We start from the raw sequence: 11,742 nt of genomic DNA, 5'->3' as shown, positions 1-11,742 counted from the left end.
CTCCTGAAGCGCGGGGTACAGGTCGGGGACGACGGGGTGGGGTGCTCGGTCATCGACGTGGATGACCTGGGGCGCATCCTCTGGCGGCTCGCGAGCCGGATGGTGGAGACGCCGCACCCCGAACAGCACGCGCTCAACGTCGCCTATGCACAACCGCTCCTGCGCGGGGAGTTCCTGGGCACGGTGGCGCAGCGGCTGGGCCTGGATCGTCCCACCGTGAAGGTCCGAGCCCCGGCCTGGTTCCCGCGAATCCTGCGGGAGGTCCCCAGCCGGCGTGCCTGGGCGATGGCGGAGCGTCTGGAGTTGCTGACCCAATCACAGTGCCTGGATGTCTCGCGGCTCGCGGAGGTGCTCGGGCCGGAGGACCTGCTGTCGCGGTCTCCGGTGGATGCCCTGCGAAGCGCGCTCAATGACTTTCGTTCCTGAAGGAATCCCTGACATGGCTTCCCCCCTTCCGCTCGTCTCCATGACCGAGGCCGGTGACCCGCAGCACGTCGGCCAGAAGTTCGCGCGCCAGCAGCACCTGGCGAAGCACGGCTTCCCGGTCCCCGAGTTCTTCTGCCTCACCACCACGATGTTCCAGGACGTGGCGAGGCCCCTCCAGTCCGCCATCGACCGGCTCACCACGACGGTGGACCGGACCTCCCATCAGGACATCCGCCGCGTCGCGGAGGAGATTGAAAAGCTCTTCCTCCAGGTCCCCCTGGGCGCGGACCGCGAAGCCTCCATCCTGGCTGCCTTTGACCGGACCTTCGGTGCGGGAGGCATGGTGGCAGTGCGCGCCTCCGTCGTGGGCCGCGCGTTGGAGGAGAGCGAGGACTCGGAGACGGATCCGTTCGCTGGCGTGAGTTCCACGTTCCTCTACGTGCGGAGGGACACTCTGCTGAACAGCATCCGCCGCTGCTGGGCCTCCGCCTACACGCCGGAGGGACTCATCTATCGTCTGGCGCAGGGCCGTGACGTCCGGGGCCTCATGGTGGCGGTGGGCGTGCAGCGGATGATTCCCGGCCGCCGCTCCTTCGTGGCCTTCACGTGCGACCCGAAGACAACCGAGCGGCGCACGCTGGTCGTCGCGGGGCACGGCATCGGGGAGGGCGTGGTCCAGGAGAAGGTGGGCGTGGACCACTACTTCATCCACCCGGAGACGGGCCACATCGACCGGGAGCTGGGGCACAAGGCCGACATGCTTTGCGAGAACCCGGAGCCTGGAGGCGAGCTGGTCCGCCGTCCCGTGCCGGAGCCCCTGCGGGACGCGCCGTGTCTGACGGATGAGGAGCTGAAGCGGCTGGCCGCGCTGGCGAAGGACATCGAGCGCAGCTTTGGCATGCCTCAGGACATCGAGGGCACGTTCACGGAGGACGGCACGCTGCACGTGTTGCAGGCACGGCCCATCGCCTTCGACTTCCGGAAGATCCGTGTGTGGGGTTGCGGCAACGTCTCAGAGAGCTTCCCGGGAGTCACGACGCCGCTGACGTACTCGCTGGCCAGCTACTTCTACGAGGTCATCTTCTACGACCTGCTGCGCCGCATGAAGGGCGCGGACGCGAGAGCCCTGCACGACCAGACGCCCGCCTTCCAGAACATGCTGGGGTTCATCGACGGGCGCGTCTACCACTCGCTGTCGAACCTGATGCACGTCAATGGCATCAACCCGTTCATCGCGGCCACCTCCATGCGGGACCTGGAGGACGTGCTCCAGCGGGACGCATCGCTGGTCATCCGGCTGCCGGGCCACCGTGAGAGCTTCCCCAGCACCGCGAGCTACGCATACGCCCTGGGCCGTTCGGCGTTGGGAGCGCTGACCGTCACCGCGACGTTCCAGCGGGACTTCGAAGCGTTCGAGACATGGTGGAAGCAGACGCTCGCGGGGCTGAGGGCGCTGCCCGTTGAGAAGGAGGACCCGCTGGTCCTCATCCATCACTTCCGGCGTGTCTGGACGGAGGTGGGGAACTGGTGGGGGCTGACGCTCATCAACCACTGGTACATCAACACCTGCTTCGGGCTGGCGCGAAGGCTGCTGCTCAAGTGGACCGGAGCGGACCCCAGCGCGCTGCTGGTGGGCCTGATGTGCGGAGCGAAGCCCGACGCGGGCACGCACGCGCTGCTCTCCGCGGTGGCACTCGCGGAGAGGGTGCGCGCGGATCCAGCGCTGGCGAAGCGCTTCGACGAAGGTGAGGCGGAGGCGCTCTGGAAGAGCATCGACGCCGGGGAGGTGCCGCCTGAGCTCGCCCGAGCCTTCCGCGAACACCTGAGCGAGTACGGAGACCGGGGCGTCCAAGAGCTGAACGTGGAGCGTCCGAACCTGCGGGACACGCCCTGGGACCTGGTGCGGGTCGTCCAGTCCTACGCGCGCACGTCCGTCACGCGCGAGGAGCTGAGGGCGTCGGACAGGGCAAGACGCACGGAGGCGGAGGCGCAGCTGGCCACGCTCCTCCAGGGCCATCCCTTGAAGAAGCTGGCGATCCAGCAGCTCCTGGAGCGCCTGCGGACGGTGATTGGCCTGCGGGAGGACAGCCGGTTCTGGAGAGGCCAGCTCTTCGGCTTCAGCAAGCAGGTGTTCGCGGCGCTGGGGCAGCGGATGGCGGAGCGGGGCGTGTTGGCTGCACCGCTGGACGTGCATTACCTCACGATGCGAGAGGTCCTGGACCACTTCGAGGGCCGCGGCGTCACGAGGAACCTGGGCGAACTCGCGAAGCTGCGCAGGCGCGAGCAGCAGGACAACCAGGAGCGCCAGCCGCCGCGTGACTTCACGACGGTGGGCAGCGTGGCGGACGGAATCCCGAGGGCCGTGGAGGCCGCCAGCGATGACACCTCGCTGTTCAAGGGAATCGGTTCGAGCGCGGGAATCGTGGAGGGCAACGCGCGCATCGTGCTGGACCCGGGGGCGGTGGGCACGTTGGGCAAGGACGACATCCTCATCGCGAAGGAGACGGATCCGGGCTGGCTGTTCCTGATGTTGGCGTCAGGGGGAATCGTCGTGGAGCGAGGCAGCATGCTCTCGCACACGGCCATCGCGGGCCGGAAGTTCGGAATCCCCACGGTGGTGGGCGTGGCGAACGCGACCACACGAATCCCTGACGGAGCAAGGGTCCGGGTAGACGGTTCCACGGGAACGGTCACGCTGGTGGCGGCATGAGCAGGACGGTCATGGAGCGGGCAAGGGCAACGCTGCGTTTCTCGGTGCAGCGTTACCCGCCGCTGTTCTACCTGCTGGTCATCACGCTCTGGTGCGTGAGCCTGGACGGGATGTTCGGAGTGCTCGACGGGGACCGGGGGCTGGCGTTCTCCCCGGACCTGCTGCACGTCGCGCTGAGCATCTTCGGCGTGGGCTACTTCATGCGCATCGTGGATGAGCTGCGCGACTACGAGTACGACCTCGTCCACAACCCGAACCGAGGCCTGGCGAAAGGGGACGTGAGCTTCGGCGACCTGTACGTGGCCCTGGGACTCAACGCGGCCGTGTTGCTGGGGACGAACCTGGCGGTGTCCTGGGTGAGGGCCGCCATCCTCCTGGGCATCATGGTGCACGCGCTGGTGCTCTGGGCGCTGGAGAAGCACTGGGGCGCGTACCAGCGCAGCATGTTCCTGATGATAGGCATTGCCATCCAGCTCCACGTGGGCCACGGCCTCTACGTCTGGGTGGCGCACGCGGAGCGCACCGGAAGGCCACTGAATCCCCAGGGCCTGCTGGCCATCCTGGCCATGGTCTTCCTGTACCTGCACTGGGAGGTCATGCGGAAGACCGCGTGGCCTGGGACCACGAAGCCAGGGGAGAAGCTCTACTCCGACGAAGTGGGGTCCGCGGCCAGCGCCGTGATTGCCTTCGCGGTGATGGCCGGAGCGTCCGGGCTCTATCTGTGGCTGACCAGGAGCTGGCTCTTTCTGCTGCCCCTGGGAATGGCGGTCATCAACCTGACGCTGTTCTTCAAGAACCGCAGGCCCCGTGGCGTTTCGGGAAAGCTCGCGGCCCGGAGCTACTTCGCGTTCCTGTTCGTCATGCTCCTGTGTTCCTCGTTTTGAAGCACACCCGCGAAGCGCTGCCCACTCCGCGAACGCGGGGCACGCCAGGTGTTCGACTGGTGCGCACGGGCCGTCTCATGGAGTCGGCACTTTGCAGAAACCGCCGCTGCATGTGCCAAGCAAGAGTGGGAACGGAGGTGCCACCATGTGATGTTTATGGCATGGCGAACCATTGGCGAGAAGCACGTGGGTCTTTTTCTGAGCCGCTTTATTGATAGGCACGCACTCAACGCTGCACAGCTCCTGGTCGAGTGAGTTGGGGTCCACATTGGCCGTGTAGCCGGATCCACATGCCTTCTGCGCAGCTGCCTTCCACGAATCCCTGACCGGTGGGCCTTGCGCGATGGCGGGGAAGGCGATGGCGAGGATGAAACTGGCAAGCAGCAATCGTTTTTGAGTCATCGGCCTGATGCTATCGCGTCGGCTGGCCAGTGCCCATCCGCTGGACAGGCGTAGAGCTGTAAAATCAGTATATTAATTTTAAACAGTAATTCTGATAGAAGGCATGGAGGAGGATTCCCCATGACGTCAGTCCGTCGTCGCGCCCTTGGCGCATCCGTCGCATTCCTCGCCTGCCTCAACATCTCCCTGCCTGCGGAGGCCGCGCCCCGGCCCGTGTACGCACCAGGCGGTGGCGGGTTCGCTGACCCGACGGTGGTCAGCCACAACGACCAGTTCTACGGCATGTCGACCGGAAGCCTCGCACCGTCGGCCCAGGGCAACATCGGCACCGGACCCTGGCAGTCGGAAGGGCCGGCCCTCACCGCGAAGCCTTCGTGGGCCACGAGCGGCGTCATGTGGGCTCCGGACCTGGAGAAAATCAGCGCGAACGAGTGGGTGCTCTACTTCGCGGCCCCCGTGGACGGACTGGACGAAAACCAGCGCTGCATCGGAGCAGCCACCGCCACCTCGCCGCTGGGGCCGTTCACCCCGGTCGCGGGTGGACCGTTGGTCTGCCCTGGACGTGCCAACACGCCTGCTCCGGATGACACCGTCCCGGACCGGCCCCTGGTGAATGCCGGCGTCATCGACCCGTCCGGCTTCAAGGACAGCGATGGCACGCGCTTCCTGCTCTACAAGACGCAGCAACTGCCCTCGTCGCTGCGCATCGTCCGGCTCAACGCGGCGGGTACTCACGTCGCCAGCGGCGCCACCAGTCGCCAGTTGCTGCGCTCGGACCGCATCGTGGAGAACCCGGTCCTGGTGAAGCGCGCTGGCGATTACATCCTGTTCGCCTCGCGCGGGCCCTACAACCAGTGCACCTACGAGACCATCTGGATGCGGGCCCAGGGCCTGGGCACGAATGCCTTCAACACCGTCACGCAGCACACCCTGCTCACGGATGGGAACACCGGCGGCGTCTGCGGCCCTGGCGGCGCGGACATCACCGCGGCGCTCGATGGCGGGCAGCGCATGTTCTTCCACGGCTGGCTGTGCGGCAGCGGCCCCTGCCCGCTGAACTTCGACGCGCAGACCGACGACGGGGGCCGCCGGGGCATGTACCTGGGCGTACTGGGCTGGGACTCCAATGACAACCCGGTCGTGAACAAGTTCCTCAGCCCGGAGTGATCAGTTCCGCAGCCGCCACACCGTGCGGACCGCTGCGCACCGACTCCTGTTGGATGCGCAGCGGAAATTCATGTCCTGTCAGGGCGTGGCGCGGCCGAAGATGCCCCCGCACTGAATGCCTTCACCCGGGCAGACGGTGAAGTAGCAGTCATCGACGTCGATGCACTCCCGACCGGCACACGGATGCGTTCCGCTGGGGCCGAAGTAGCAGCTCCCGCTCCGACACTGGCCCCAGCCCTCAGAAGTAGGCTCCGAGCACACGGCGGCCTCCTGGGTCTGGAGCGAATCCTCTCCCGCAGGCTGCTCCATACCGCCACAGGCAGACATTGCCATCAACAGCATACCCATCATCAGACGACGCATGGAGGCTCCTTGAGGGTTTGGTGATGCGCCCGGGAGTCTATTCTTGATCGTCTGTGCTTGTGCAAGGAATGGTTTTGGTTTGGGGGATGCTTGCGCTGTGATGGTTGGTCTTGGATTGGATTTGACTCCTTGACCTTTGGAAAACGGTGCTGTCTGAAAGGGATTGCGACGGTGTAGATGAAAGACTTCAGTCAGGCTTGAGGGCTTGCATCCGCCACACCGTGAATGTGTGCAGCCTCCGTCCCCGAAAGACCCCCGTTAGCTTCACGGGGCCCTCCACCGCCCCGAAGCGTTGCACCAGCTCCTCGGGCGGAGCCGCGCCGTTCTCCGAACACCACAGCACGTCCTGCCCGGGCTTCAATTCCAGCTCAGGCCAGAGGTCATACTGGCTCTTGCGCCGCGACGGACCCACCGTGTCCGTCTCCGCGCCCGTCGCGTACGCCACCTGCGAGGCCAGCTGGTACGTGGGCGCGTAGACCGCCGTGGGACCCGGCGCCATGCCCGGGAACAGCTGCTCCGGCGTCCTCAACCGCTCCAGCACGCCCCAGCCGTGCGTCCTCGCCAGCACCACGTCGCGCTCGAACGTCAGCACCGGGAACAGCAGGTGCGACGTCACCGCCAGCACTACTGCCATCCCGCTCCACGCCGCCGCCCGCTGCCACACCGGCCGCATCCCCGCGACGCCAATGCATGCCGCCACATACGCCGCCGCCGGCCAGTTCGCCTCGCCCCGCGTCTTCGCAGCCGCGTAGCCGAAGAACAGCAGCGGAATCACCGCCGCCATGCGCAGCAGGAATTGCTCCCTCGGCCCTCGCACCGCGTACACCAGCGCCAGCGGGAACAGCACCGGCCCGCCCATGGCGAACTGTCCCGCGACGTATTCGCCGAACGTCACCCACCCGCCGCTTCCGCCCAGGCCGTGGTTCAGCTGGAACTTGAAGCCCACCCAGTCATGGCTCGCGTTCCACAACACCACCGGCAGGAAGCACAGCAATGCCAGCCCGGCCGTGAGCCACGCCCCCGCCGGCAGCCTCCGCGCCCGCATCGCCGCGACCATGAACGCGAGCCCCAGCAGCACGGACGGATACTTCGACAGCAGTGCCAGGCCACACGTCAGCCCCGCCAGCACCCACTTCTCGCGGTACAGCGCCCACAACCCCAGCGCCCAGAACAGCAGCATGGGGGAGTCCGGCGTGGCCCAGACGCCGGAGAGGATGCCCACCGGCACCGCGCTCCACAGCGCCACCGCGCGCCAGGCCGCGTCCCTGGACCGGTACACGTCCAGCGCCAGCCCCCACACCGCCACGCCCGTCCCCAGCCCGCACAGGAGCGCCGTCCCCCGGATGCCCAGCGCGGCGATGAGCCACGCCACCATCGGCGGATGGTCGAAATATCCCCATGCGAGATGCCGGGCCCATTGCCAGTAATAGGCTTCGTCGAAGTAGACGTCCGTTCCCAGCGCCAGCGCGAGCCGCACCCCCACGCCCAGTGCCACCAGGGCGAGGCACGTCTTCATTCCCGGGCCGGGGCTGGAGTGGGCGGACGCACGCACGCCCCCGGACAAAGCGCACCGGGAGGCCGTTGGCCAGTGGGGAGTGAGGCCATTTCAGCTTGCCCCCGTGAACCCAGGCTCACAATGTGAAGGGCCCCGAAGCCGCTTCGCACCGGGAGTACCCCATGGATGACCGTCCCCCCTCTGGAAAAACCAACCGTCTGGCCCAGGAGCCGTCGCCTTACCTGCGCCAGCACGCCACGAATCCCGTGGACTGGTACCCCTGGGGGGACGAAGCCCTGGCCCGCGCCCGAGCGGAGAACAAGCCCATCCTGCTCTCCGTGGGCTACTCCGCGTGCCACTGGTGCCACGTCATGGCGCACGAGTCCTTCGAGGACCCCGACATCGCGCGCCTGATGAACGACGGCTTCATCAACATCAAGGTCGACCGCGAGGAACGCCCCGACCTTGACCAGATCTATCAAGGCGTCGTGCAGCTCATGGGACAGGGCGGTGGCTGGCCCCTCACCGTGTTCCTCACCCCGGACCTGCGCCCCTTCTACGGCGGCACCTACTTCCCCCCGTCGGACCGCTACGGCCGCCCCGGCTTCCCGCGCCTGCTCTCCGCGCTGCGCGACGCGTGGGTGAACAAGGCCAGCGACATCGAAGAACAGGCCAGCCGCTTCCAGGAGGGCCTGGGCGAGCTGTCCACGCACGGCCTGGACGCCGCCCCCGCGCACCTGTCCGCGGAGGACATCGTGGCCATGGGCCAGTCCATGCTCAAGCGCATGGACCCGGTGAACGGCGGCTTCGGCAACGCCCCCAAGTTCCCCAACCCCATGAACGTCGCGCTGCTCCTGCGCGCGTGGCGCCGTGGCGGCGGGGAACCCATGAAGGCGGCGGTGTTCCGTACGCTCGAGCGCATGGCCCTGGGCGGCATCTACGACCAGCTGGGCGGCGGCTTCCACCGCTACTCCGTGGACGAGCGCTGGCTGGTGCCCCACTTCGAGAAGATGCTCTACGACAACGCCCAGCTGCTGCACCTGTACTCGGAAGCAGAGCAGGTGGAGTCACGGCCGCTCTGGCGCAAGGTCGTGGAGGAGACCGTCGAGTACGTCCGCCGCGAGATGACCGACCCGGCGGGCGGCTTCTATGCCACGCAGGACGCGGACAGCGAGGGCGAGGAGGGGAAGTTCTTCGTCTGGCGCCCCGAGGAGGTCCGCGCGGCCCTGGCCGTGGGACAGCAGGCGGACACCGTGCTGCGCCACTTCGGCATCAAGCCCGGCGGCAACTTCGAGCACGGCGCCACGGTGCTGGAGGTCGTCGTCCCCGTGGAGCAGCTGGCGAAGGAGCAGGGCCGCCCGGTGGAGGCGGTGGAGAAGGAGCTGGCCGAGGCTCGCCGCGTCCTCTTCCTCCTGCGCGAGCAGCGCGTGAAGCCGGGCCGCGACGACAAGATATTGGCGGGCTGGAACGGGCTGATGATCCGCGGGCTCGCGCTGGCGTCCCGCGTGTTCAACCGCCCGGACTGGGCGAGGCTCGCGGCGAACGCGGCGGACTTCGTGCTCGCGAACATGTGGGACGGCAAGCGGCTGTTGCGCTCGCACCAAGACGGGCAGGGCCGCATCGACGGCTTCCTGGAGGACTACGGCGACTTCGCCTCCGGGCTCACCGCGCTCTATCAGGCCACGTTCGACGCGAAATACCTGGACGCGGCGGACGCGCTCGCGCACCGCGCGGTGGAGCTGTTCTGGGACGAGGAGAAGCAGGCGTACCTCTCCGCGCCCCGGGGACAGAAGGACCTGGTCGTGGCGGCCTTCTCCCTCTTCGACAACGCCTTCCCGTCCGGCGCGTCCACGCTGACGGAGGCGCAGGTGACGCTCTCCGCGCTCACGGGCGACGTGTGCCACCTGGAGCACCCGGAGCACTACGTGGCCAAGCTGCATGATCAGCTGGTGCGCAACCCGCTGGGCTACGGCCACCTGGCGCTCGCGGCGGACTCGCTGCTGGACGGCGCGTCAGGCGTCACCTTCGCGGGCACGCGCGAGGCCGTGGCCCCGCTGCTGGCCTCCGCGAACCGCACCTACGCGCCGGTGTTCTCCTTCGGCTGGCACGACACGGGCTCCACTCCGCCCGCGCGCCTCCAGGAGCTCTTCGAGGGGCGCGACCCGGTGGAAGGCAAGGGCGCCGCGTACCTCTGCCGTGGCTTCGTCTGCGAGCGGCCCATCACGGAAGCAGGCCTGCTCGCGGAGCGCCTGGTGGCGGCCCCGGGCCACTGAACGAACCTGTCCGACAGTCGGACAGGTTTGGAGAACCGCGGCGGCCGGGCCTCCAGGGCGAGGCCCGGAGCCGGCCGCGAACTACTTCACGTCCGTGACCTGCAACGCCCCGATGAGGGGCGTGATCTCCGCGTTCCCCTCGTAGCCCACGTAGAAGTGCGTGGCGTCCGCGACGGGTTGGTTGAACGTCGGGTCCAGCTGGGTCCACTCGCCGACGTAGGCCTCCACCCACTCGTGCCAGTACAGCGCGGGCACGCCGTCGGAGTTCACCATGTAGATGACGCCGTCCACGCGGCGGGCGGGGATGCCGGACGCGCGCAGCATCGCCACCGTGAGCAGCGAGTGCTCCGTGCAGTCGCCCTTCTTCTGGCGCAGCACGTCCGTGGCCCGGTCCGCGCTGGCGCCGTAGTCCTTCTGCAGGTTGCTGTACACCCACGCGGACAGCATCCGCGCCGCCGTGTACGCGTCCTTCTCCTCGCGGATGATGCTCTTGGCCTGCGCCTTGATGGCCGGCGCGTCCGCCTCCACCGCGAGCGTGGACTTGAGGTTCTCCCCCTTGTCCGGATCCGCCACCGGCCGGGGCAGGCGGCCCTTGGGCGAAGGCGGCGCCGCCATCAGCGTGACCTCCACGCGGCCGTCCGGCAGCCGCTTGTACTTCTGCCGGTACGTGTCCTGCTGGAACTTCTCCGGCAGGTTCTTCATCACCAGCTTCACCTGGCCGGGGACCTCGCGCGCCTTCGCGGGCAGCGGCTGCGGCAGCACCACGCGCGTGAGGCCGAACACCTCCACCAGGTCCAGCCGCTTCGCCACCGTCTCCGACTCGGCGCGAGCCTGCATCGTCTGGCCGAAGTCCACCCGCACCATCTTGCCGTCCGTCGTCAGGAAGGCCGCCACCGGCACCTTCTCCTTGTCCGACAGCGTGCTCACCCGCGACAGCTTCACCTTCACGCCGCCCAGCATCTGCTCCTCGGGAGCCTCCACCGTGGTGACGGTGCGGTAGCCCTCCAGGTCCGTGCCGTCCAGCGCCACGCCCTCCACCTTCTGGCCGCGCAGGAGCGCCACGCGCGCCTGGTCCGCGTCTTCCACCGTCTCCTTCGGCAGGGGCAGCGGCTTGAGCACCTCATCCGGCTGGCCCGGGCGCTTGCGCACCACGCGCAACGCGTCGCCCGTCACCGTGCCCACCAGCTCGTTGTCCCCGCCGTCGCCCTTCTGCGTGACGGTGAAGGAGAGCAGCTTGCCGCCCGGCTTCGCTTCGTAGACGCGCACCTCGCGGTGCACGCGCTCCGACACGCGCGTGCCCACCTGCGCCTTGAAGATGAGCTCGTTGATGCTCTGCACCTTGTTGCCCGGCAGCGCCGTCAGGTCGGTGAAGAACCAGCCCACCTTCTTGTCCATCAGGTACAGGCCGAAGTACTCGCCGCCCTTGGGGCGCGGGGCCTTCAGCACGTCGGAGACCTCCTGGGTCTGCGGGGCGCCGGGCGTCTTCGCCTGGGCCTTGGCCGCCGCGGCCTTCGCCTGGTTCTTCAGCGCGGCGGGGGCCTGGGCCCAGGCGGGGGAGGGGGCCCCCGTCAGCAGGGCGAGCAGGCTCAACAATCCCAGACGGGTGCGTCGCATCGGTCGGTTCATGGAAGGCATCTGCCCCCTCCTGACGGGGACCCGGGCGGCGTCTTCACGCCCAGGGGTTGGGACGGCGGGGGACTACATGCGCTTGGTCAGGATGATGAGGTCGTCGCCCTGCTTGTAGAAGTCCTTGATGCGCGCCTCCTCGCCGTACTTCATGGAGGCATAGAAGCCGCGCGTGGGGCCGTAGGCCTCCGTGGCGCTCGTCTCCACGCGGATGATGCGCGCCTTGCGGCGGCGCAGGTCGGCCTCCATGGCGGAGATGAGCCCCGCGCCGATGCCCTGGCCCCGGACTTCCGGCGCGGAGGCGATCCAGTACAGGTCGAAGGTGTTCTCCGTCATCGGCGTGGGGCCGTAGCAGCAGTAGCCCACCAGCCCGCCCCCTGGCTCTTATACACATCT

8 protein-coding genes and 1 pseudogene are annotated in these 11,742 nt (G+C 68.1%); 5 read left to right on the top strand and 4 right to left on the bottom strand.

Annotated features, from left to right (window positions below):
* The 3 genes and pseudogenes from D7W79_RS30170 to D7W79_RS30160 form a co-directional block, all read left to right on the top strand.
* Positions 1–426 (top strand): annotated as a pseudogene (locus tag D7W79_RS30170) (NAD-dependent epimerase/dehydratase family protein); the annotation flags it as partial.
* Positions 427–439: 13 nt separating this feature from the next.
* On the top strand, positions 440–3,136 hold the full coding sequence (locus tag D7W79_RS30165; RefSeq protein WP_120528832.1) for a PEP/pyruvate-binding domain-containing protein: 2,697 nt from the start codon (positions 440–442) through the stop codon (positions 3,134–3,136).
* Positions 3,133–4,020 (top strand): UbiA prenyltransferase family protein, encoded by an 888-nt coding sequence (locus D7W79_RS30160; protein WP_244222054.1) that lies wholly within the window; start codon positions 3,133–3,135, stop codon positions 4,018–4,020. The genes D7W79_RS30165 and D7W79_RS30160 overlap by 4 nt, the downstream gene beginning before the upstream one ends.
* Positions 4,021–4,095: 75 nt before the next feature.
* On the opposite strand, the gene D7W79_RS44590 is transcribed toward D7W79_RS30160, so the two are convergent.
* Positions 4,096–4,422, bottom strand: a complete 327-nt coding sequence (locus tag D7W79_RS44590; protein ID WP_208729880.1) for a hypothetical protein — start codon at positions 4,420–4,422, stop codon at positions 4,096–4,098.
* Between the two features lie 120 nt (positions 4,423–4,542).
* Here D7W79_RS44590 and D7W79_RS30155 point away from each other — a divergent pair, with 120 nt between their 5' ends.
* Positions 4,543–5,589, top strand: a complete 1,047-nt coding sequence (locus D7W79_RS30155; protein WP_120528830.1) for a glycoside hydrolase family 43 protein — start codon at positions 4,543–4,545, stop codon at positions 5,587–5,589.
* Positions 5,590–6,139: 550 nt separating this feature from the next.
* On the opposite strand, the gene D7W79_RS30145 is transcribed toward D7W79_RS30155, so the two are convergent.
* Positions 6,140–7,468, bottom strand: a complete 1,329-nt coding sequence (locus D7W79_RS30145; protein WP_120528828.1) for an ArnT family glycosyltransferase — start codon at positions 7,466–7,468, stop codon at positions 6,140–6,142.
* 161 nt (positions 7,469–7,629) lie between these two features.
* Here D7W79_RS30145 and D7W79_RS30140 point away from each other — a divergent pair, with 161 nt between their 5' ends.
* The gene (locus D7W79_RS30140) at positions 7,630–9,720 is read left to right on the top strand and encodes a thioredoxin domain-containing protein (protein ID WP_120528827.1); all 2,091 of its coding nucleotides are present in this window, start codon (positions 7,630–7,632) and stop codon (positions 9,718–9,720) included.
* 81 nt (positions 9,721–9,801) lie between these two features.
* Here the strand turns inward: D7W79_RS30140 and D7W79_RS30135 are convergent, their stop codons facing one another.
* Together D7W79_RS30135 and D7W79_RS30130 are read right to left on the bottom strand one after the other, a co-directional pair.
* Positions 9,802–11,334, bottom strand: coding sequence for a transglutaminase-like domain-containing protein (locus D7W79_RS30135; RefSeq protein ID WP_244222053.1), 1,533 nt, complete (start codon positions 11,332–11,334; stop codon positions 9,802–9,804).
* Between the two features lie 84 nt (positions 11,335–11,418).
* Positions 11,419–11,712 carry a GNAT family N-acetyltransferase gene (locus D7W79_RS30130; RefSeq protein ID WP_244222052.1) on the bottom strand — a complete coding sequence of 98 codons (294 nt, stop codon included), beginning with the start codon at positions 11,710–11,712 and terminating at the stop codon, positions 11,419–11,421.
* Positions 11,713–11,742 lie beyond the last annotated feature (30 nt).

The sequence above is a fragment of the Corallococcus exercitus genome (genome assembly GCF_003611585.1).
In the GTDB taxonomy this organism is placed as follows: Bacteria; Myxococcota; Myxococcia; order Myxococcales; family Myxococcaceae; genus Corallococcus; species Corallococcus exercitus.
The sequence above is the reverse complement of the archived record's forward strand: the minus strand, read 5'-3'. Positions and strand labels throughout refer to the sequence as shown.

What these genes read in the sequence shown, in the direction of transcription:
- D7W79_RS30165 (WP_120528832.1), top strand. Translation starts at nt 440, where the DNA reads ATGGCTTCCCCCCTTCCGCTCGTCTCCATGACCGAGGCCGGTGACCCG.
- D7W79_RS30140 (WP_120528827.1), top strand. Translation starts at nt 7,630, where the DNA reads ATGGATGACCGTCCCCCCTCTGGAAAAACCAACCGTCTGGCCCAGGAG.
- D7W79_RS44590 (WP_208729880.1), bottom strand. Translation starts at nt 4,422, where the DNA reads ATGACTCAAAAACGATTGCTGCTTGCCAGTTTCATCCTCGCCATCGCC.
- D7W79_RS30160 (WP_244222054.1), top strand. Translation starts at nt 3,133, where the DNA reads ATGAGCAGGACGGTCATGGAGCGGGCAAGGGCAACGCTGCGTTTCTCG.
- D7W79_RS30135 (WP_244222053.1), bottom strand. Translation starts at nt 11,334, where the DNA reads ATGCGACGCACCCGTCTGGGATTGTTGAGCCTGCTCGCCCTGCTGACG.
- D7W79_RS30155 (WP_120528830.1), top strand. Translation starts at nt 4,543, where the DNA reads ATGACGTCAGTCCGTCGTCGCGCCCTTGGCGCATCCGTCGCATTCCTC.
- D7W79_RS30145 (WP_120528828.1), bottom strand. Translation starts at nt 7,468, where the DNA reads ATGAAGACGTGCCTCGCCCTGGTGGCACTGGGCGTGGGGGTGCGGCTC.